The organism is Cycloclasticus pugetii PS-1 (assembly GCF_000384415.1).
In the GTDB taxonomy this organism is placed as follows: Bacteria; Pseudomonadota; Gammaproteobacteria; order Methylococcales; family Cycloclasticaceae; genus Cycloclasticus; species Cycloclasticus pugetii.
Window position 1 is genome coordinate 640,836 of sequence record NZ_ARVU01000001.1, and the last position, 23,423, is coordinate 664,258.

Consider the following 23,423-nt stretch of genomic DNA (forward strand, 5'->3'; position numbering starts at 1 on the left):
TTAACCGGTTATAAGGTAAAAAGTTTTAAGTGAGATCCCCAGTAATATAAAAAATAGGGACATATCGAATAAGGGGCGATGCCAGACAACTTTGTAGATGTTCACTTTTTCAAAAAGAGTTGAAATCATGATTCTTCCAATAAATGCACTTAGCAAGCATAAGAGTAACGGCGAGATAAATATTCCAGCTATATCAATTTCTCCGATCATGGGGCATACCTCCAAGCAGGTGCATATTCAAACAACGCAAGACGAAGGCCAATGAGCCCCCTTAACAGTGGATGTTTGGCCGATTTCAACTCATGCTTCCAGGCGGTTGAAAGGGCGTTGTCTATTTTTGCCAAAAGCTTGTCTGACGGTTCTTTATGGTTAATGTCTTGGCGGATTGTGGTGAATAGGTCTTCCAGCACGCGACGAGTTTCTTCATTCAGGTAAGCACTGGTATGTCGTAGCTCGGCAATACTTGCAGCTGCACGCAAACGACTTAAAACACGAGAGCTAGTATTTATTTGACCGGTTTGTTCAAGCCTACTTGCAAGGGAACCAATTTTATCTAAAGACCGATTGAGGAAAGCATCTCTATCGCGGGGTGTGGCGCGGTAAGTTAGGTTTAATACTTCTTCGCGACCCTCACGAATAAGTCGTTCCATGGTGTGTTTGGCGCCCAACGTGCGCACTAAGCCTAGCGAACAAAAGGCAATAAAAATGCCTAAAAGGTTGGCGATACAAATTTCAAGAAAGACACCAAAATCATAGGGTTGGTAGCTGCTTTGAAAATTAATGCTGCTAAAAGCCATAGCCAATAGCAGTATCGCCATCGGGTTTTTCGTTGCCCAAGCGCCTATTGGTAAGATAAATATCGCCATTATGATCAGAAACATGGGGTAATCATTGGCAAGCGGAAGCAGGCCATAGCTTAATATACTTGCGGCGAATAAGGCGATAATTGTAAACCTACCAAATAAGGTAATGGCGCGACCACCTTCGTCTGAACCACCAAAGAAGGCGAGAGCAGCAACCCCCATTAAAACTGCAGCGGGAGCATGATGCCAGCCTGTTGCATACCATAATACACAGAGCAGGCTGTAGGAGATAAGGCTGCCAATAAATATTTTTTTGGCAATATAGGTATCCGGATAAAGCTTAAATGAACGTGTATTGCTGACTTCTTTTTCAAGAAGAGGCGGTAACGGCGAATCTTGTTCTAGTGACTGTTGGCATTGGCGTATTTCAGACCAGTTATGCAGTATAGTTTTTAGTAATTCGGCCATGTTTTCTTGAACTAAATGGCGCCACTTAGACATGGAATCCATACTATGAGCCGTTTGGGTTATTTGTGTAAGTAGGGCTTCGTCCGCTGGCTCGCCATTTTTTGCATGGGCGGCCGCTGTTTTTAAAGAGGCCGTTAACTTGTTGCGTATATCGGGTTCGGCATCGGCAATGCGAGATGAGATGGCTGATAGCAACGGCACTAAGCGCAATAAACGCAATTGTATGGAAAATATAAGTTGGCTTTCCCGTCGCGTAACAAGCGGGTCATAGCGCAATTGAGCGGCCAGAGCAGATAAGGAGCTGATATCAGAGAGGGCTTTTAAGCGGTCATGTACTGCTTCGTCGTCGGTAATATGGCCTTCAAAGGCATCATCAATCCATTTCTCCATATCAGCCAGCCAACCTTGCAATTTAAACTGCACGCCAGGTTTTAAAGAACGTGGAGCAATAATGCTGTCGACCATGGTGCAACATATGATCCCCAGACCAATTTCGCAGATACGAAATATGGCTATGTCAAACAGTGTGGCTGGGTGTTCTATATAGGGTATTGCGACGATCATTAAGGTCAGACCAAAGAGTTGAAAACCGTAGCTTCGCGGTGTGCGATCTAGTAAAGAACATCCAAATGCTACTGCACCAATTAGCCCTATAAAGGCAATCATTAAGATCGGTGTGTTTGCAAAAAAACTTACTAAAATCAACGAGACAAGCCCGCCACAAAATGTACCGGTAAATCGATAAACGGCTTTAGATCTTACGGCACCGCTCATGGGGTTCATAACCACGCAGCAGGTAACAATGGTCCAATATGTTTCGGGGAGGCCAATATGCGCAGAGATTGTAAACGCCATCATCGCTGCTAGGTACAGCTTGAATGCGAATAGCCACTGGTCAGGTTTAAAAATCATTTTTGATCAGTTTTGCCATTTAGTAAATAGGCTTGGCATCGCTCTTCCAACAGACGCATTACGCGCGTTGTTGTCTCAATATCTTCTTCTGGCACATCACCCATCAGCTTAAAACGAAGGTCCTTAAGTGTAGCTTCCATTTTGCTAGCGTGGCGCTTTCCCTTCGGTAGCAGCTTAATGGCTTTGCTTCTACGGTCATTGGGAACATCACAACGAACGAGTAGCCCGGCCTCTTCGCCTTGATCAAGTATACGAACCAGCGCGGCTGCATCAATACCAGCTTCGATAGCCAGCGTTTTTTGTTGAACATGAGGCCCGAAACGCGATGCTAGTAAAACGATAATGGCTAATGACGTGGAAATACCATGATCAAAAGGAAGAGTGCTAACAGTTTGCATCCAAACTCTCCGTGAAGGCTGAATAACATTAGTAAGATCAAAGAGATGTTGGTCTAGAGAGCGTTTTTTAGTAGACATTTTGTATAGTTCAAATGTAAGTTTTTGTATATGTTATAAATCAATAGTTGATTTGTCAACTAGTTCAAAGTATCGACAAGCATCTAACATGGTTATGCTCAGTGTGCTGTATGAGGTTTATCAAACAGCATGTTTAAATATTTCAGGAGAGGGTGAGGTGACTAGCGTTATATCCGCAGCCACTGTTAGGACCAGTGAGAACTTGGCGCTGACGAGACAGTAAGTTATTAGGCTTTTATGACACGCTGGCCAGCTTTTAACTGGCTGAGCAGGCGACAAAAAACAAAGCGTTATACGCTTTTCAAATTGCCGGCGAGATTAACGATAAACCAAGCGTTTATCGGCTATTCATTCGTATTAGCCATACAGTGTCATTCATATAAAACTAGTTAGATGGCTTTTCTGCAGTGCTTTGATGAGCTTCATAATGTATTACTTGAGGCTCAGAGTAGTTTGGAACATCATCATAACTAAAGGCAGCATAATATTTTGAGATTTTGCTAGAGCCAAAGCTGTCGTATGTGTAATTATCCGAACCAGCATAGAGCTTTACACCATCATAGGGTGAGCGAGGTGGGCGGAACCTATTGCGTACGACATAAGTGCCAACAAATGCTTTGGTAGGTGGGTTCGCCCATGTTAATTTCATTCGACCATTTTCATTGCTTGCTTTTAATTCAGTAACCGCTGCCGTTGGTTTTTTGCGACGCTTGATATATTTAACGACTAATTTCACTTCATTTTTATGTCCAGCCTCATGCCAGTCAATCAATTTTGCATAAGATTCTGACTCAGAGGTGGCTCGTATTACAAAAGCAGCTGCCTCATTAGATTCGTGTTTTTCTTCTAATGTTAATTGACTATATTTGTCGAAAATGAAGTACTGCTTTTGCTTGCGAACAAGGTCTTGCGTGGTTGCTTCATAACCGACATACTCGATATTAGTTCGATTTCTGATATCAGAATAGCTGATGGCATTCATGTCGACAAACTCAAGATTAAAGCAGATATCACGATCACTGGGGGGGGTGTTTTTATTTTGTAAGCAAATAAAGGCTTCGGTAATAACCGTTTCTTCTGGGTTCGGTAAACTGTACAGGTTAAACTCAATATAGCCGTATGTTTTACCATCATTTTCGCTAAAACCAGACAGGAGCTCGTTTTCAACAACCCCTTTTTTTGACAGACTACAAAGGCGCGTGGGTGATAAGACCACTTCTGTTTCAGGGACGGTATAAATGACCTCAAGGTGTGGGCGATAATGAATCCCGCCACCAAATTTTCCATAGCCAATGTCGAATTGCATCATTTGTGAATCACGCCCAAGAGGCAGTGTTTTGGGGCCATCTATGCGAAATAATACCGAGCGTTTTGCTAGGTTTGATTCTAGAATTCGACATTCATGAGCACTAAAGGTCCAATGACTCCAGATACCCTGTGTTAGGGCGTCTGATGGAACTGTTTGACCTAAGGTTTCTATGCTTTCGGCCTGCTCTATATCTTCAAAGTTTGTTATATCGGCTACGTTATCTTGCTCTAAAAATGAAATCGACCAATCTCCAAACTGCTCAATTTTTGCGGCGACACGATTCATTGGGTAGAGTGAAGCCCTGGCAAACTTAATAACAGCATTTTCAGGGATGTTATCGAGGCTAAACTCAAGAACACCGGTACAGATACCTTTGGATTGGTTGATGCCAATGAAGAGTGAATTGTGACCAAAATGTTGGCGGTTTTGCTCGCCAGTGTATTGACCAACATAACCGACATTGGATTTACCGGGGAATAGCACCCTAGAAAATTCATTATGATCTAGTAATGTTTTTAATCTAATTTTTGTAGCAAAAGGCGATTTAATATTACTCAAGCGATGAACCGCACGAATATAGTAAAAATACATGGTGCCACTATCGAGTTCTATATCTGTAAACTCTTGTGCATGGGTAATGCCAACTAAATTACTTTCGGTGCAGGCTTGTTTGTTTTTTGTATTGCGATAGATTTCAAAATAAATATCTTCATCTTCTTCATACGTCCACGTTAACGTGGCAGATTTACTTTCAATCTTAAGGATATTAAGTTCAGTAACGCGTTTTGGAGCGTGTGTGGAATAATTAATTGCCTCACCTAATGCATATTGTACCGCCGGTATATTTTCATTAATCGACTGGGTCATGTTTTGCATATAGTCGGGAATATTACGGGTACCGACTTCGACAACAGTGGCAAGAATGCCTCGGCTATAATAGTATTCTCGTCCGCTTCCACCGATCAAGTTTGTAGGCGGTTTACCACGATGAATACCGTATTTACGCCCTGTTACTTTGTAGATTTTTCTGGCCATATTGGCGCAAAGCATATTCAGGTCTGTGCCTTCATGTTCGGCTTCATGATTAAACTTGTGGGCAGGGAAAAAAACATTTCCCTGAGAGTGGTAATCTAAAGCAATCGTAATGTTTTGATGACTGTCCACAAATTGTTTGATGGCCTGAGTTTCTGGCTCACTAAAGGGCTGTGGCCCACTATAGACGTTTGATGAAGTGTTTTTTGAGCCTGGGAAACCGACACTAAAGTTACGATTAAGGTCAACACCATAGGTACCATCGTGATTGAGACGACGGTTCTTTCGCCAAAATGAGAAATGCTTCATTGAGTATTCGAAGCCATCCGGATTTAAACAAGGCACCATATAAAGCGTGTTACGGCTTAAGATGTTGATAAGCTCAGGGTTGTACTCATGGTTATCGACGATATATTCAATAAACTTAACAGCCAGCTCGTTACCAATCCATTCTCTGGCATGAATGGTGCCTGTATACAAAAGAGCGGGTTTAGACTCTGCCTTTTCTACATCGAAAGAAGCGGTGATTAGCATAATCTCACGTTGTTCGTGAGTGCTGCCGATACTCTGAAGTTTAAATAAATTGGGGTGCTGAGAAACAACATGTTGTAAATACTGTTCTGTTTCTTGGTATGTTTTATATTGTTTTTTCACTGCAGTTGATTCTTCTTAAAGTAAGGGGCGTTAGATTAAGGGGGCTTATTGGGGGCGTATAAAGCCAGCTAATGCTTATTTGGACGATGCTAACACGTTGATCACATTAAGTTAACACCGATGCCTAGTTGCTAATGCTGCGTTGTTTGCGGCATTAGCGCATTGCTTATAAGTATCAAGGCTTAACGTCCCTATTTAGAGTAAAACGGGTGTCATGTCATTTGCCAAACCTTTAATACTACGTGGTTGTTTTTTTACCGTTAGTTGAAAACATAATAAATTCGGTAGTAATGCTTTAACTTCATCGGCTCTTCCTTTGAATGTGCCATCATTACCCCATATCGCAATCGTTTTTTCAGCGCGTTGATGATTTTCTAATAAGCTGACATCATTATATGTGCCGATTGGGTCGCAGGCCTTTTTTAGGTCTGAAATGTTCTTCGCTCGGTACGCAAAAAGACTGCCAATAATAATGCTGCCATAGTCATGTTGTTTCGCATAAGCGATACATTTTTTTATTAAAGCATCATCATAATGGTCTTCTTCGCAGGTTGGGTGTAAAGCAATAAAAAATAAGCTCGGTTTTTTAATATCCCATGTTCGGCTCAGTGAATAACGGTATGTCTCATCGGTGGGTGGTATGACAAACGCATTGTCGGCATTTGCGCTAATGGACTCAGCTGTTTTAGCAGAATTTTTTGATGTGGTTGGAGCCGGTTTTGAATCGGTTTTTTTTTGACGACCTAAATTATCTTGAAAATTCCAAATATCACTGGGCCACTCTTCTTGACTTAGGTCTTTTATTAAGAGCTCATTAGTGCTTGTTTTGGCAAGTGGTGTAAAGCAGTCGGCATCTGAGCTAGGGGTATATTGACCAAAGGTGATTTGGCGCATGGTTCTTAATAAGTAGGGCGATATCTTACCAAGCTCTTCCCAGTTATTAATGGGGAAATGGGGCTTTTTAAATTGACCGTTACCAAATAACCACATCAAATATTGACCTATCCAGTCCCTAATATAAGGGAAGGCCGCAAAGGCCGTTGCGCACTCTAATATGCGGTACTTGCCATCTTTTCCAACAGCGATGTCACAGGCCCAGTATTCTGCTTTTGCGGCTTTAGAAACGCGTACAGCTAAATCAAGCACTTCCTTTGGCACGTTTTGGTAATCAATGCTGCCACCCTGACTGGTATTGGTTAACCACTCACCTTCTGGTGGACGGCGCCAAAAGGCACATACCGGTTCGTGACCGATTAACATGACGCGAATATCAGCTGACATGGGAATAAAATCTTGAACGTAAATGGGGTTGTATTTTTTGCTTTCTAGTAGTTGTTTGGCTTCATCAAAAGTATCGACCTTATGAACAAAATAGCCACCATAATTTGACGGCCCATAGGATTTTTTAATGATTTTTGGGTAACGAGTTTTTTCAAGAAACTGGTAGCCTTTTTTACGGTCGTAAAAAATATGTGTTGGCGGAATAGGAATGTCATATTTTTTACAAAAGCGTGTAACGTTTTCTTTGGATTTATTAGAAAACTGTGTGTCTAGTGAGGGGACAAAGCGGACGTTAGGCAGTGCTTTGGAGATTTCACGAAACGTTTCGTACGCTGTTGCCGGAATATTACCAATTAAAACATCAATTTTTTTGTTTTTAATGTCGTTAATAAGGCGTTGCTGGTCATTTTTCCAATGATAAGTGACGGTTTCAATTTTATCCGGCCAACCTTTAAAGTTAGATGGGTGAAAAAATTGCAGTACAAAGTCCATGTACAGTAAACCTAATGTTGGGCGTTTTTGACTGCTATTCATTTATTTTTCTCGTGTAGTTTTTTTTCAATTAAGTTGACGATGGCGTTAATTTTTTTAGTATTAAAATCTAAGCCTAGTTGTTCTTGTTCTGGTGTGGCAAAAGCAGGGATGCCGTTGACCTCTAAAACCACATATTGTTCACGTTCTTGATCATAAATCATATCGACGCCAGCAATATCCAGGCCGGTTAATTTGGCGGCCTTTTTAGCTAAAGCGACCAGCTCATCAGTTGGTTCACGTAGTAACAATTTGCCGCCACTGGTAATGTTGGTTTTCCAGTCGCCAGCAGGGGCTTGACGACCATAGCAACTGATGTATTCACCGTCGACAATATCAACCCTGAAGTCAGTGTTATCGTAATCAATAAAGCGTTCAACGTAAAAATGCCGAAGATCGGTATGTTTTATAAAGGGTATCAGCATATCAAGGGCCGCGTCGTTTTCAATTTTAACAAGCCCCATGCCTCCCCAGCCCTCAGTAGGTTTGTATATAATCTTGCCACCCCATTCTTTTAAGATTCTGCGTAGTGTATGAACATCATTACGATGGCATAACTCATATTCTGGCGTGATGATGCCATTACGTTGTAATAAATGAGCTGTTTTGAATTTATCCTCGGTTAGGCTAAAGGCCGTATAGTTATTAATGATCGGTATATATTGATCCAACGCTTCATAAAGATATAGTTGGTACTGTGTTTGTTGGCCAGCGTTGTAGCTAAAGAACAAATCTAACTCTTCCATTATAACGCCATCGCAGTAAATAGCGCCATTTGTGGCTGTTGCATTTCTTAAATTTAGCTCGGTAATTGCAGAAATGTCGCGTTCTTGTAATTGGGCAATGATCGAATTTTGAATAACATCACCACCACCATTTTGATAGATCCATAACCCAATTTCATAGGTAGACATGTTTTTTTATCCTCAGATGAAGCGCTCTATAAGATTACAGCAATATTAGTACCAAGCCTGTAAGTCTTTGTTAGAGCTTGCTTAAAGCTGTTTTAGGTGCAAATAGTCGCACCATATCAGCGCTTTTTGCTTTTATATGGTGCAGTGCAAAAAATAAATGCTAGTTTTTTTATTCGTTGTTCAAAACTGCGATATATTTCTAAGTATGAGGTGAATAATAGTGTTTAGATCTTGAGACTAGGTGAACCGGGTTATGACTATGTTGTTTGGATTTACCCTGAATTTGGTTAGGCCTTTTTTTGACTGTTAATAAAGCATGGTGAAGGGTGAAATGGATTTTTCTGAATTAGCAGAATTAATTAATATTAATTCTTATACGAAGAATAAGCAGGGTGTCGATAAGAGTGGTGCCTTGTTTCAACTATGGATGGAAGAGATTGGTTTCGTGACCTATGTTTACCAGCGAGAAATGATAGGTAATCATTTATTGTTTACCTCAACTCAATCAACAGGTAAAAAATTACTGCTGTTGGGCCATTTAGATACCGTTTTCCCGCCTTTGAGTTTTGAAACCTTTAGTGAAGATGAGCAGTGGATATATGGTCCGGGTGCTTGCGATATTAAAGGCGGTAACTATGTTGCTCTTTGTGCCTTAAGAGCTGTTAAAGCTGCCTGTGGTCAAATTGGCAATATAGATATGTTATTGGTCAGTGACGAGGAAACCGGCAGTGATGATTCCAAACTGATTAGCCAACAATTAGCCGAACAATATGATTATGTGTTGGTGTTTGAGGCTGCAGGAAAGAATAATGAATTGGTGACTGGGCGAAAAGGCGTGGGCACATTCTTTATTGATATTAAAGGTAAGGCCGCACATGCTGGAAACCATTATTCCGAAGGAGTTAATGCTAATTTAGAGGCGGCGCATAAATGTATTCAATTAACTGAATTGACCGACTTGGAAAGAGGGACCACAGTGAATGTTGGTAAGTTGGAGGGCGGTATTGGTGCCAATACTATTTCTCCGCATGCTCGTTTAATTGTTGAAATGCGTTATACCAATATGAAAGAAAGAGATCGAGTGCTTGAGGCGATACACGTGATTACCCACACGCATGAAGTTGAGGGAACTGATGCCAGCTTATCTGGGGATATTCAGCGAGATGTCATGGAGCCTAATGAAAAACAGCAGCGGTTTTTAAGACAATTAGAATCCATCACCGGTGATCGATTGTTAACAGAACAACGGGGTGGTGTTAGTGACGCAAATATTTTTGCTGCGAAGGGTTGTATTACCTTGGATGGGTTTGGCCCCTTTGGAGATGGGGACCATACTATTCATGAACGAGCGAATAAACAAAGTTTTATAACGCGTATTGAGCAAGTTAGAAAAATCTTGATGCATTATAACCAAGGTTTGGAGAAGGATTAACGCGTCTACTCAGTGCAATGAAGTTGATAAAAACCATGTGTGATCAAGTCGTTCGCTCGCAAGGCTAAGCAAATATCTTATTTTGGACGAATAAAAGGCCTACTTATCTTAAGTGGCCTGTAGGATAAACTGCATTTTGCAGCCGTGGCTACATCATTATTAAGCCTTGCTTGGTATCAAATTTTTCATCGCTATTCGTAAAACAGTAGACATCTAGCCGTTGTTTTTTTAGGCCGTTATAAAGCCCTTTGTGTTTACTTAATGGGGTATCATCATGACAGTAAAGTTGTTAAAAATTTAATGAATCAGTGGCTTAGCCCGCCCTCTGGCATTCATTGGTATAAGCAAGTTGTCAACGATCGGGGTTTATATGGGTCAACAAGATTTAAAACAAGAATCGAGGTGCTGGGGGGTGTTTGATTTGACACCCAACACAAGGTTGCAATTTAACTGTGGGGACCTTTTGCTGGATATTGCGTCTGGCGAGAAAGATTGGCTTATGCAGTATGAATTGAAAACAAGCGACACAGTGCACAACCCGTGTATACAACTGATGGGTACGGGTGAGGAGGGCTGGAGCTTGGCGAACAAGCAACGTATTGTGTCAAACAATATACCGCAAAAGCTTTCCTTGACTCCTGTTATGTCTGACAGGGCTATTGTCTGTCGTGCGACCACGACTGTTGTCTTGTTGCCAAAAGAACAAATATCGCTCTATGTTGCTGTTCCATTGTGGTTGCAACTGAGTATAAGGGGCGGGGAAAAACCATTGTTAGATGTCTCAACAGAGCGTATTTCAGATACATGGTTTGGCTTAAATTCACGAGAAGGTGTGATGAGTTATGCTTTGCGTATGAGCGAGCAATTAGATATACAACCTTCAACCAACCACGGAATGCGAGTGACGATTGAGATTAGAATTAAAAATGAATCCAATGAACAACTAAATTTAGATAAAGTGAGTGTGCCAGCACCACATCTTGCGCTTTATGTAGATGAAGTTGGTCACTTTTGGACACGCCGTATTACTATGGTTCGTGAACAAGATGAACAGGCGACCCTGACCATAGATAAAGTAATGAGTACAGGTTTAGCCCATCAAAACCTGACCCTAGTGAGTGCAGCAAGAGACGACCTGGGGCAACATAAAATAACAAAGGCCTTATCAGCTTTGTTTGGTTAGCCAATAATACCCCAGGACATAACAGATGGATAATGTATTCGCCAACATAAATACCGAGTTAACAATGGCCGTTGTACGTGCGCTGATTTTTTTTATAGTCGGTATTATTTTATCTCGAGCAGCTAATAACGTGGTGACCCGCTGGTCAACGCATAAGCTGGATGCGCATAAACAGTTATTGGTCGCAAGAGTGGCCAGTTACCTTGTGCTGCTGATGTTCTTTTTTATGGGTTTAAAAGCACTCGGGTTTGATTTAGGGGTGTTGATAGGCGCAGCTGGAATTATATCGGTTGCGATTGGTTTCGCCTCGCAAACCTCTGCCTCAAACATTATTAGTGGGTTGTTTTTGGTGTCTGAACGGCCCTTTTCGATTGGTGACATGGTTCGTGTAGGTTCAACCATTGGCGAGGTTATTTCTATTGATTTATTATCGGTCAAACTAAGAACCTTTGATAATTTATTTGTACGAATCCCCAATGAAACATTGATCAAGTCAGAAGTCACCACATTGACGCGTTTTCCAATTAGGCGAATTGATTTGGCGATAGGTGTTGCCTATAAAGAAAGCATTAAGCATGTGCGCAAAGTGATGGAGCGGGTCGCCGATGCTAACCCGATCTGTTTGGATGAGCCTAAACCGACTTTTATTTTTAAAGGGTTTGGCGATTCCTCGTTGGATATGCAGTTTTCGGTTTGGGTAAAGCGAGAAAATTTTAGCGAACTAAAAAATGCTATTTATGAAGAAATTAAAGAAGCCTTTGATGCCGAAGGGATAGAAATACCCTTTCCGCACCAATCCATCTATGCGGGTAGTGTTACCGAGCCGTTCCCTATACGCGTGGTAACAGAGGAAAATGAGGCTGGACGTTAATTCGTAGTGAATAACGCTACTTAGAGAGCTTTATCAACTGGGCTTAGTCGCAAAAACCAATGTTTGAAGCTGACTGATTGGGCTTTATGATATCTGCGCTTTTAGTCATGGTTTTCATCGGCAATTACTTTTTCTCGTTGGTATAAAATAATGGCGGCGGTTCGTAGTGCGCCTAGTACAAACAAAAAAGTAGAAAGGGCATAAAGCATACTGGGATCAATTTTATGCTTGAATAAGGCAATTAAAATTTCACGAATAATGAAAACAATCGCTGCGTCAATAATTAAAGAAATTTTTAGTTTGTGAGAAATAAAGTAGTCGGTTATCGAACGCGATAATTCAATTAATACATAGAGGGTGAGCACATCAGTAATAATGTTAATATACTGACCGGTTACCCCTTCTAATTTAAACAAATCCCAAACAGAGAAAACGAGTTGGCCTGCCCCAATAGCAATGCCAATTATTATCAGTGCGAGAATCACCCCAAATACAATATCAATGGTCTGACGATATAATTTTTTGAAAAACGTACTGAACATTATTTGCTCCTAAGCACGTCATTCGACGTGTGCTATTAACGATAAAATAGACAATAACACGAATTGCTTTGAGTCCTTATTTAATAATATAGAAAGCGCTAAATCAGACTGTCATAAACCGTTACTATGTCTTATGTTAAAAGAAACGAAAGGGCTAACAGTTGATTAAAAGATCCGATGGCTGGTAGGGGTGGCGAGTGTATTTCATAAGAAGGGTTTGGCTGATTTTTACACATAAACAATGTATTTAAACATTAAGAAAGGGGAATAGAATGACCGATGAAGTAAGCCAGTTAGTCGAACGGCTCAATGATGCTCATCATGATGAACAAAGGGTTGTCTTTGAAGATGCTGTTGATCAACTCGAAGGCACTGAGCTGGCTTTATTACTCGAGTCATTGCCTGTGGCGGAGCGGTTAGAGCGATGGGAACAAGTGCCAGATGAAGAGCGTATTAATGTGTTGGTCACAATGCGCTCGGAATCACGCCAGGCCATTTTTGACAGTATTGATGAGGAGAAATTACACGCTCTATTGAATAATGTTCATGCTGAAGACCTTGTTCAATTAGCCGATACGTTGCCTGAGTCAGTGGTTGATGAAGCCTTGCAAAATATGGCTGAAATGCAACGTGAACATTATCAGCAATCGGTTCAATATGAAACTGATCAAATTGGGCGTTATGTCGATCACGGGCTATATATTTTGCCCAGAACAGCACGTGTTCGTGATGCCTTACGGGGGCTTAAAAAATCGTCTTTTGAGTGTGCAGATTGCCTTTATTTAATTAAAAGAAATGGTGATTTTGCAGGGACCGTATTAATTCAAACATTATTTTCTGCTCCGCCAGAGCAATCATTGCAGGCATTAAGTATTGACGAGCCAATGACAGTGCCTGCTGAAATGAGTCGTTCTACAGCCTCCGATAAAGTTGAACATTCGGGTTTGATGGCGCTGCCTGTGGTTGATGCGAATAATAAACTATCTGGGCGTATTACTTTGCGCCAAGCCCTTGAAATAACGCGTGAAAATTATGAAAGCCAATTAATGGCAACAGCGGGTTTAAATGAAGATGAAGACCTTTTTGCGCCTGTATTACGCAGTTCTAAACGAAGGGCAACTTGGCTGGGCATTAATTTGTTAACCGCATTTTTCGCATCTTGGGCGATTGGCCTTTTTGAAGCGACATTGCAACAAGTTGTTGCGCTAGCTGTTTTAATGCCTATTGTCGCCTCTATGGGCGGGATTGCCGGCAGTCAAACATTAACCTTAATTATTAGGGGACTTGCATTGGGGCAAATTGCAAAAGGTAATATCCCACCCTTGTTAATCAAAGAGGTCAGTGTCGGTGCGCTTAACGGTGTGTTATGGGCTATTGTAATTGGCGTTATTGCCTCTTTCTGGTTTGCTAGTATCAACATTGGTTTAGTCATAGCAGCAGCGATTGTATTAAACATTATTGCGGCAGCTTTTTCAGGCGTGGTGATTCCAATTATTCTTGACCGATTGACTATTGACCCAGCCTTATCGGGTTCAGTTATCTTGACAACAGTAACTGATGTGGTGGGCTTTGTTGCATTTTTAGGTTTGGGAACCTTATTTCTGCTTTAATGCGGTATTGACGTTACTTTTACTCTTTCGCAAGGTTTAGTGGCGTGGTTATAAGGTGATGGTGCAAATTTAAAAATTATTTAGAGGTTATGCTTTGTTTACAGTGTTATTAAGGGGGAGCCTATTCGCTGTATTGTTGTCATTATTTTTTATGGCGGGCCTTGTGCAGGCGGAAGATCTGATCATTTCGGTGCAATTAGATGGCGCGCCTGAAGGCAAAAAGGACACCTTGTTAAGTGGTCTGAGTATTGTTAAACATCAAAAAAATCAATTGTTATCGTCTAAACGTATTCATCGCTTACATGAACAAGCAGTTGATGAGCTTTCCGAAATGCTGCCCGTGTATGGTTATTACAAGGCCAAAGTTACTAGCAAATTAGAAAAAAAAGACAATATCTGGTTGGCGAGTTATCAGTTAAATTTAGCTGAGCCTGTCACTATTCAAGCGGTCAACGTGACAATCGAAGGTGAAGGCTTGCACGATGAGAGTTTTCAGCGGTTATTAGAAAATTTTCCATTAAAGGAAGGGGAGGTGCTTAATCATGAGCAGTATGAATCAGCCAAGAAAAACCTACGACGATTAGCTGCTGAACGAGGTTATTTTGATGGTGAGCTGACTGAGCATCGGGTTGAAGTGAGTTTAGCTAACAACAAAGCGACTATTTATTTAGTGTATCAATCCGGTGTGCGGTATGTCTTTTCGAAGACTGTCTTTCCTAAAACGGTTATTAACAATGAACTATTGTTAAAACTATCGCCGATCAAGCAAGGCGCGCCTTATTTAGCCTCTAAGGTCTTGGCGCTGAGAAGTAATCTAAATAATAGTGGTTATTTTAATTCCGTGTCAGTGACGACGCTGATTGATGAACGTCAAAATGGCGTAGTCCCCTTAGCTATTTCCTTGGAACCGGAAACGCAGTATCGCTATTCTGCGGGGTTGGGGTTTGGAACCGATAGTGGTGCGAGGGCTTCACTCGGCTGGGAAAATAGATATGTTAATAATCGCGGGCATCGCTTTAGTGCGGGCACTAAATTTTCACAAATTGGTAATAGCTTGTCGGCGGACTACCAGATGCCCTTTTGGAGCCCTAAGATTTCTGATGTTGGTTTTAATGCCGAATTTAAAAACAAAGATACAGATAGCAGCGAAAGTCGTTCATTTGCAGTCGGCAGTTATTATAAAACTGATCGATGGGGCTGGAATGAAACCGGCTCAATAAAATTTCTAAATGAAAATTTTGACGTGTCAGAAGATGATAATACCTCGACCTTGGTGATTCCTAGTATTGCTTGGTCAAAAACATGGGCAGATAACAGTATCTATACCCGACAAGGTGGTCGGTTATCCTTGTCATTTTCCGGTGCCAGTGAAGCGGTATTATCGGATACGACGTTTGCGCAAATGGTTTTAAGAGGGAAATATATTCAATCGATTGGCGAAAAAGGTCGGTTTATTACCCGTGGTGCTTTAGGGGCGACAGACGTGAGCGATTTTACAAAACTGCCTAGCTCATTGCGGTTTTTTGCCGGTGGCGACAGCAGTATCCGTGGTTTTGATTTTGAATCACTAGGGTCTGAAGGTGACGATGGTGAGGTCACTGGTGGACGTTATTTATTGGTTGGAAGTGTGGAATACGAACGCATGCTGGTGGGCAACTGGGGAGTTGCCGTGTTCAGCGATTTTGGTAATGCCGTTAACAGTTTGCATGATCCCCTAGAATACAGTGCAGGCCTTGGTATTCGCTGGAAATCGCCCATTGGCCTTATTCGATTTGATATAGCTAAAGGGTTATCAGATTCAGCTGATTCAATCGGCTTCCATGTGGTCATTGGGCCTGACTTATGATGTATCGCGCTGGTCTACGTGTATTGTTAGCCACGTTTCTTTTGATCGTTGTGCTGGTGGCTTGGCTTGCGTTGACCGAATCTGGTCTTTCGGCGGTGCTATCGCTCAGTCAAAAATTGGTACCCGAATTAACGGTAAAAAAAGTGTCTGGCCGCTTGCTTGATGGCGCTGTATTTGAACAAATAGAGTATCAAGTTGACGAGCATAGCCAAGTGTCTATTAATAATTTAACGCTAAGTTGGCAGGCCGCTCAGTTAATAAGAGGGCGGTTAACAATTAACGAGTTGCTGATTGATGATGTGTTGATGACACAGCAGGGAAATGGGGCACAGACCTCAACGCCTATCAGTTTGCCTGCTATTTCATCGCCGTTAGTATTATCGCTGAAGAAGGTTCGTGTTAATACGCTAACAGTGCAGCAAGGGCAGGCTGTGACGCAGCCGATCAGAAACCTTCAGGCGGCGTTGAGTCTTTGGAATGACACCCTAACGATTGATGCTTTATCCCTCGACAGTACAGGTAAAGCAGGTTTAAAACTGAAGGGATCGATACAGTTAAGCGGTGATTACCCTACAACCTTAGCGTATGAGTGGTTTGCAATTGATCCGACGTTGAAAGGGCTGGCTGGGAAAGGCGATATTAAAGGTAATGCGAGCGAATTACGAGTTGAGCTGAAGGTTATTAAACCGATGCAGTCGACCAGCGTCCTGACGATAAAAAATTTACTCGGTAAACTGAGTTGGCAAATGAATGCGCGCATTGCACAGCTTAATCTGGCTGATTATGTAGACGGCCAAACAGGGCATTTAAATAGCATTCAAGTAACAGCCCAAGGCGATATAAATCAAGCGGATATTAAGTTTGATGCAGGCTATCAACAAGAAGGCTGGCCCGTGTTGGCGTGGAGCGCTCAGCTGCTGAGTAAAGACCTTGATAGCTGGACGCTGAACAGCACTTTAACCAATGAAAACGGACTAAGGTTGTCCCTGTACGGCGCTGTTAAAAACGTGATGACGTTACCAATACTTGAGCTAACTGGACAGTGGCAACAGCTCGCTTGGCCGTTGTCTAACGGAGTTAGCGGTATAGCAAGTCGAAGCGGCGAATTGACTATTCAAGGCGGGCTTGATGAGTATAAGCTTGCAATAAATGGGGTGCTTGAAGCGCAACAACAGGCCTTCAATTTTAAAGGGGCGATGGAGGGCCGCTCGAATAAGTTAAACATCACACAGTTACAACTGAACGGTTTAGACGGTCAGGCTTCTTTAATGGGCTGGTTAGATTGGCAGAACCAAATACCTAGTTTTCAGGCTAATGTCACAATAGAAAACATTGACTTGCCAAACATTCTGAGTGAGACGGCCTTATTAATTAAAGAAGGGCAGGTATCGTTTGCCGGTACGGTTGCCGATGCTACGGCTAAAATCGACGGCGATTTATCAATCAATTCGCTACCCTTGTCAGTACAAGCACAGGCAAAAATTAGCCAGCAAGGTGCGAAAGATTTAAATATTAAGCTGGCTGTTGAGTCCGGCCAAATGAGCTTTATTGGCGAAGCGCAATGGCAAGATATGCTCGCGCTTAAAGGCTCAGTGAGGCTCAATAAAGTTAACCCCGCATTTATTTCGTCACAATGGCAGGGGCAATTATCTGGTGGTTGGCAACTGGTGGCCGAAAACCTTAATACTAAGGCCGTGGGTGTATCAATAAAGGGGCTGGATATTAGCGGTACCTTAAGGCAACGACCGGTGCATTTAAGCAGCGATTTTTCATATCTTGCACAGCAGCTGACGGTCAAAAATCTCCAACTACAGTCTGGCCAATCAGTTATCACAGCGTCGGGGCAAATAAATGAAGGGAAAACGCTAAATTGGGTTGTTAATTCGTCTAATTTAGCAGATTTTCATCCCGAGCTAACGGGAGCATTAACGGCGTTAGGAACAGTCAGTGGGAACCTTGCTACAGCGCAAATATTTGCCGATATTGATGGCAGCACATTGGCCTATTCTAACCTCGTGAGCATTAATCAATGGAAAAGTAAGCTTAGCCTAGATATGAGTCAACAGGGCGTTATGAGTGGTAAAGGCTCGCTTGTCGGCTTAAGTGTTGAAAATTCAGCGCGACTTGATGTCACGGTGGATCTTAACGGTACGACAGATAAGCATCAAGTTTTTGTTGATGTGGCTAACAGGGAGTTAAAGGTATCGGCTCAACTGGCCGGTGGCTTGTCTGGGACAAATTGGCAGGGTGAGTTTTCACAACTGACGCTAGAACATGTTCTAGCAGGGCAGTGGCGCCTTAGCGAGCAAGGTGCAATACGTATCGCCAGTACGCATGGTTCATTTGATAAGCACTGTCTACAATCACCCACTGGCTCAGTCTGTATACAGGCAAATAATTCAACCCGTGGCGATTGGAATATTCAAGGTGAGTTGGCTACCATTCCGCTAACGCTGCTACAGAGCTTTTCACAGTCACTGGATTCATTCGAGGGGAATTTAAAGGGTCGGTTTGAGCTGACTGGTAAAGACCAGTATCCAATAAGCGGCCAAGGTGTTTTCAGTTTGACTGATGGTCGGGTTTTGCTAGAAAAAGATTTAACGCTTGAAAATACAGTGATCGCCTTACGCAATGCCAATATCGATTTTCAGCTTGCCGAGAAAGGGGTGGTTGCGAATGTGTTGATTGAGCCTGATTTAATCGGTGTTTCAGCGTTAACAGGCCAAGTTAGTGTGCCCTCCTTGAAAACGATTATTGATACGCCACAGCAAGCAGGGTTGTCAGGCTATTTCAGCTTGTCGGTAAAAGATTTATCGGTTTTTGATACGTTGTACTCTGAGTATGAACACTTACAAGGCCAGTTGAATGTTGATATCAAATTAACTGGTACGGTGGCGAACCCAGATGTTACAGGAAACGTATTGCTTGCTAACGCGGGAGTAGAGTTGACTAGTTCTGGAACAGTGTTATCAGCAATTAATGCGAGTTTAGAAGGCGGGGTGGAGACAGGTATTCACTTAAAATATAAGGCGACCTCTGGTGAAGGTGATTTTTATGGTGATGGTCAAGTTGTTTTTGCTGATAAAGGCTGGCATGCCTCGTCTACACTGGTAGGCGAGAATGTTGAGGTTTTGAATTTACCCGAAGCGTATGTAATCGCATCACCGAATTTATTATTTAATATGACGGCTGGCTCAGCATACCTTGAAGGAAGCATTAATATACCGACCGCAGACTTAGCACCGATAGAGTTTAATATTCCTGTGTCTGCTAGTAAAGATGTGGTTGTTATTGATAAGACGTTAGCAAAAGAAACAAAACCTATTTCAACCCGGGTCAAATTAAACGTTAATTTGGGTGATAACGTACAGGTTAAAGGGCTGGGTTTTGAGGGAGCACTAACTGGCGGATTATTAGTTAGCGGTGAGACAGATAAACTGCTTCTTGGAACTGGCGATATCGTTATTAATAAAGGTACCTATAGGGCATATGGCCAACAACTAGCGGTTGATAATGGCAAAATACAATACTCCGGAGGCGCGCTGGATAACCCAAATTTGGATATAAAGGCGGTAAGAAAAGAGAAAAAATTTACAGCGGGCCTGCACTTGTTAGGCCCGGTCGATAACCTTCAAACCTCGTTATTTTCTATACCGTCGATGAGTGATGACGAGGTGCTGGCTCATTTGTTATTGGGTCGCTCTTTGTCGAACGCGAGTGCATCGGATGCTGCTTTGTTAGCCTCTGCTGCCAGTGGTTTAGGCATTAAAGGCGGTAATATGATTGGTGAACAAATAGCCAATGCGTTTGGGTTGGATGCTGTTACATTTGATGGTAATGGTGGGGATGATACGGCTTTGCATGTTGGTAAGTATTTGCTGCCAAATTTATATTTAAGTTACGGCATTGGGATTTTTGATTCGGTGAGCACGGTTAACCTGAGGTACGAATTGAGTAAGCTGTGGTCATTAAAAGCAGAATCGGGTGTAGATACGGGGGTGGATTTACTATACGTTCGTGAACAATAAACCTAATAGCTATCAGTGGCTTAGTAGATAAGCGGTTATAGTAATGGGGTAAATGAAGGGTTAGTTTTAACATATGTTCACATGCTAGGTGAGCATTGTACAGTCGATATATGATGCGAAGCGTCTAGGGTGTTTATAGTGTGGGGAATAAAATATGAAGTTATTGCGGTGTTTTAGTTATCTTTGTTTGGTTGTTTTTAGTGTTCACAGCTCGGCTGTTGCTGCGCAGGAACTGATAAACCAAGAAGCGACTAAGTTATGGCTTAAAGAAAAACAAGAGACGATAGAACTTATTTCTCAACAGCTAGCTGACAATACGATAGATAAAGCTCGTTTGTTGGAATTGCGTCAAACGCTTCGCTCAGCGCGAACAGAATTACAATATAAGGTAGACGTTATTAAACCGGTTAATAATAGCGTGCAAGCAGATTTGGCCGACCTTGGCGCTGCCCCCGATGAAGATGCGCCACCAGAGCCCGATAATATTCAAAAGTTGCGCGCTGAGTTAACGAATGAGTCGTTAATTATTGAAGGTTTGCTGACACAAGCCGAAGCGCTGACGTCTAAATCATCGCGGTTGTTAGAAAAAATCACTTCGTTAAGACGCACATTATTTTTAGATGGGCTTTTTGAGCGGCAAATGGCAGTATTTAATACTACTTTATGGAAAACAGCAGAAGAGCCTTTTTATGCTCAATTTTCAAATTACAAAGGTATTTTTTACGATAAAACTCTGCGGTCGTTGAGTGTCATATCGGGCTGTATTCTTTTGGTCGTTTTCCTTTTCGCCACGTTAGTATCAAAAAAAAGGTTAACTATAAAATTACAAAATGCTGGGCGGGAACATGTGTTTCCATTGGTTTCAGCGTCGTTAGTTTTGCCATTTTTAGCGATAGGGCTAGGGCTGCTTTTCATTTATCAACTATTTATTAGCCAAGGCATTGTTACCGAGGCTAATCACTTGTTAATACAAAAGGTATTAATGCTTACGGGGTTTTTGTTCGCTGTGTATTTGATGACAGGGCGGTTTTTGAAAGCGGCTCTTATTCGTTCACATTTGCGTTATTTAATCTGTGTGGTGGCACTGCTGTTTGCTGTCGATACATTGCTTCTTGAAAGTGGAAAAATTATCGGGGTGCCCATAGAGCTGGCAGTTGTCCAAAGTTATATTGTGAGCTTAACTTTTGCGTTTATATTAGGCCTGTTTTCTTTGTTTGTATTGATAGGGCCAAAAGAGACTAAAGACTACTTTTTCCCACGCAAGATATTTGTTGTTTTTCTAACGATTAGCCTCTCCATCATTGTATTTAATGTATTTGGCTATGCAGCTCTTAGCCGTTATATCTTCGAAGGTTTTGTTCTTATTTTTTCATTATTAGCGTCTATTCTCGTTATAAGAGCGGTTATTCGTCCATACTTTTATCGCTTAGATAAACGCTTTTCTCAAGACAACATAGGGGAAGACTCAGAGCAGGTTATTTACTTCTGGTTATGCCTATCATTGGATCTTATTTTGTTCTTTATCTGTTTACCTTTTGTTGCCGGTATTTTTGGCACCGAATGGCAATATATTCAAGAGACGATAAAGCAGGCATTTTTTGGCTTTAAAGTTGGCAATATGACCATCTCAATTTCAAATATTGGGGTTGGTTTACTTGTCTTTCTAACCTTGCTGTTCATCACACGTGTTATTCAGCGTATTTTGGATCAAAAGATTTTGCCTAAAACGAACATGGATACGAGTGTTCGTCAGTCAATAACACAGGTGTTAGGTTATGTTGGGCTGATTATTGCGCTAATGGCGAGTATATCAGCGGTTGGATTTGATCTAACGAATTTGGCGTTGATAGCCGGTGCGCTGTCTGTTGGCATTGGTTTTGGTTTGCAAAGTATCGTGAGTAACTTTGTTTCAGGCCTTATTTTGCTGTTTGAACGGCCCATAAAAGTAGGGGATTGGCTGATTACCAATTCAGGTGAAGGGATTGTAAAGAAAATCAGCGTGCGTGCCACAGTTGTTGAAACCTTTGACCGAACATCGATTATTGTGCCAAATGCTGAGCTCATTTCATCGTCTGTTAAAAATTGGACGCATGCAGATAGAGTAGGTCGTGTGATTGTGAATGTTGGCGTGTCATACTCCTCGGACCCACAACAAGTTCGAGATCTTCTAATGGACATGATTACGGAAAATAAAGACGTCTTAAAAACCCCAAAACCAACAGTTCTTTTTAAGGACTTTGCAGATAGCGCATTGATATTTGAAATACGTTTCTTTATTAGTAATATCCAAGAAATTTTTCCAATTTCAAGCCAAGTGCGCTTTGATATTTGGGAAGTGTTTAAAGAGGCAGGGGTGGAAATTTCTTTCCCACAAAGAGACTTACACATTCGTACAGCACCTGGATTAGAGGGAGTGTTTGATGGAAAATAGTCATATCCTTTACGCTTGTAAGTTGAATGGCGACGGCTCGAGTACCTTACTCGAAGAGTCACAGATACAACAAACCATTAGTAGTGAATCCAAGGTTTGGATTCATTTAGAAGCAGAGCACCCAGAAAGCCGCCGTTTGCTTGAAAAAGAGTTTCCGCATTTAGATCACTTAGTTGTTGATGCCTTATGTGCAGATGAAACAAGACCTAGAATTCTTGAATTTGACTATGGCGCGTTGCTTATTTTACGCGGGGTAAATTTAAACCCTGGCGCTGAGCCGAATGATATGGTGTCGATACGTTTATGGGTTGATAAAGATAATATTATCAGCCTACGGCGTCGAAAACTAAGAGCTGCCATCGATATTCAAGGGAAACTGAAAGCGGGGAAAGGGCCAAAAAATAGTGGCGATTTTGTGACCATGCTAATCGCTGGTTTATTTGAGCGAATGGAACCTATTTTTTCTGAAATAGATGAGAAGTTAGACGAGGTTGAAGAAAGTGTTATGGAAAACCCTGACACAAATGAGCGACAGGAAATCACCTCTATTCGTAAAGACGCCATTATGTTTAAACGTTATATTGCCCCTCAAAGAGACGTGATTTCAAGCCTTCGTGTCTCTGATCAGTCGTGGTTGGAGCAAATGCATAAACGCCGCTTGCAAGAGTCATTAGACCGCGTAATAAGGTATGTTGAAGATTTGGATACGATTCGTGAGAGGGCTCAAATTGTTAAAGATGAGCTGGTCACCGGTCTTTCTGATCGGCTGAATAAAAATATGTATATGCTCTCGGTTGTTGCGGCTATATTTTTGCCCCTAGGTTTCTTGACTGGGCTGTTAGGGATTAATGTTGGCGGTATACCAGGGGCAAATAATGAAGCTGCTTTTTGGATCTTTATGGGCATATTGGCGCTAATTATCTTAGCTCAGGTCTGGTTGTTTAAAAAATTAAAATGGTTTTAATAAGCGGTTTTTAAAGGTATGCGATAGTGACTATCGGCTAAGCGTTTAGCGGATAGTTTGCTGGCCTTAACTGAACCAGCAAACCATTCATGGCGTCTTATAAGAGAGGGGGTAAGGGGCTAAAACCGCTGAGTGT

At 41.9% G+C, this 23,423-nt stretch carries 15 protein-coding genes; 8 read left to right on the top strand and 7 right to left on the bottom strand.

Features of this window, described 5'->3' with window-relative positions:
- The 6 genes from CYCPU_RS12190 to CYCPU_RS0103225 form a co-directional block, all read right to left on the bottom strand.
- Nucleotides 1–210 (bottom strand): DUF1656 domain-containing protein, encoded by a 210-nt coding sequence (locus CYCPU_RS12190; protein WP_020161902.1) that lies wholly within the window; start codon nt 208–210, stop codon nt 1–3.
- Entirely contained in the window at nt 207–2,183 is a 1,977-nt protein-coding gene (locus tag CYCPU_RS0103205) for an FUSC family protein (RefSeq protein WP_020161903.1), read from the bottom strand. Before CYCPU_RS0103205 ends, CYCPU_RS12190 begins: the two co-directional genes overlap by 4 nt.
- On the bottom strand, nt 2,180–2,581 hold the full coding sequence (locus CYCPU_RS0103210) for a MarR family winged helix-turn-helix transcriptional regulator (RefSeq protein WP_020161904.1): 402 nt from the start codon (nt 2,579–2,581) through the stop codon (nt 2,180–2,182). The genes CYCPU_RS0103205 and CYCPU_RS0103210 overlap by 4 nt, the downstream gene beginning before the upstream one ends.
- Nucleotides 2,582–3,044: 463 nt before the next feature.
- Nucleotides 3,045–5,654, bottom strand: a complete 2,610-nt coding sequence (locus tag CYCPU_RS0103215; RefSeq protein ID WP_020161905.1) for a M14 family metallopeptidase — start codon at nt 5,652–5,654, stop codon at nt 3,045–3,047.
- Between the two features lie 195 nt (nt 5,655–5,849).
- On the bottom strand, nt 5,850–7,469 hold the full coding sequence (locus CYCPU_RS0103220) for a DUF1643 domain-containing protein (RefSeq protein ID WP_020161906.1): 1,620 nt from the start codon (nt 7,467–7,469) through the stop codon (nt 5,850–5,852).
- Nucleotides 7,466–8,380 carry an ATP-grasp domain-containing protein gene (locus CYCPU_RS0103225; protein WP_020161907.1) on the bottom strand — a complete coding sequence of 305 codons (915 nt, stop codon included), beginning with the start codon at nt 8,378–8,380 and terminating at the stop codon, nt 7,466–7,468. Before CYCPU_RS0103225 ends, CYCPU_RS0103220 begins: the two co-directional genes overlap by 4 nt.
- Nucleotides 8,381–8,711: 331 nt before the next feature.
- Here CYCPU_RS0103225 and CYCPU_RS0103230 point away from each other — a divergent pair, with 331 nt between their 5' ends.
- From CYCPU_RS0103230 to CYCPU_RS0103240, 3 genes are all read left to right on the top strand, one after another.
- Nucleotides 8,712–9,812, top strand: coding sequence for a M20 family metallopeptidase (locus tag CYCPU_RS0103230; protein ID WP_026362575.1), 1,101 nt, complete (start codon nt 8,712–8,714; stop codon nt 9,810–9,812).
- 370 nt (nt 9,813–10,182) lie between these two features.
- On the top strand, nt 10,183–10,995 hold the full coding sequence (locus CYCPU_RS0103235; protein WP_020161909.1) for a DUF432 domain-containing protein: 813 nt from the start codon (nt 10,183–10,185) through the stop codon (nt 10,993–10,995).
- 25 nt (nt 10,996–11,020) lie between these two features.
- A complete protein-coding gene (locus CYCPU_RS0103240) occupies nt 11,021–11,866 on the top strand; it encodes a mechanosensitive ion channel family protein (RefSeq protein WP_015005451.1) in 846 nt (281 codons plus the stop codon).
- Nucleotides 11,867–11,967: 101 nt separating this feature from the next.
- Here the strand turns inward: CYCPU_RS0103240 and CYCPU_RS0103245 are convergent, their stop codons facing one another.
- Entirely contained in the window at nt 11,968–12,408 is a 441-nt protein-coding gene (locus CYCPU_RS0103245; RefSeq protein ID WP_020161910.1) for a phosphate-starvation-inducible PsiE family protein, read from the bottom strand.
- 272 nt (nt 12,409–12,680) lie between these two features.
- On the opposite strand from CYCPU_RS0103245, the gene mgtE reads away from it, so the two are divergent.
- The 5 genes from mgtE (at nt 12,681) to CYCPU_RS0103270 (ending at nt 23,287) form a co-directional block, all read left to right on the top strand.
- On the top strand, nt 12,681–14,018 hold the full coding sequence (gene mgtE, locus CYCPU_RS0103250) for a magnesium transporter (RefSeq protein WP_015005453.1): 1,338 nt from the start codon (nt 12,681–12,683) through the stop codon (nt 14,016–14,018).
- A 103-nt stretch (nt 14,019–14,121) separates the two neighbouring features.
- A complete protein-coding gene (locus CYCPU_RS0103255) occupies nt 14,122–15,864 on the top strand; it encodes an autotransporter assembly complex protein TamA (protein ID WP_232228646.1) in 1,743 nt (580 codons plus the stop codon).
- On the top strand, nt 15,861–19,892 hold the full coding sequence (locus CYCPU_RS0103260; RefSeq protein ID WP_020161912.1) for a translocation/assembly module TamB domain-containing protein: 4,032 nt from the start codon (nt 15,861–15,863) through the stop codon (nt 19,890–19,892). Before CYCPU_RS0103255 ends, CYCPU_RS0103260 begins: the two co-directional genes overlap by 4 nt.
- 154 nt (nt 19,893–20,046) lie before the next feature.
- On the top strand, nt 20,047–22,323 hold the full coding sequence (locus tag CYCPU_RS0103265; protein ID WP_020161913.1) for a mechanosensitive ion channel domain-containing protein: 2,277 nt from the start codon (nt 20,047–20,049) through the stop codon (nt 22,321–22,323).
- Nucleotides 22,313–23,287 (top strand): zinc transporter ZntB, encoded by a 975-nt coding sequence (locus CYCPU_RS0103270; protein ID WP_016389722.1) that lies wholly within the window; start codon nt 22,313–22,315, stop codon nt 23,285–23,287. The genes CYCPU_RS0103265 and CYCPU_RS0103270 overlap by 11 nt, the downstream gene beginning before the upstream one ends.
- The last annotated feature ends 136 nt before the right edge of the window (nt 23,288–23,423 follow it).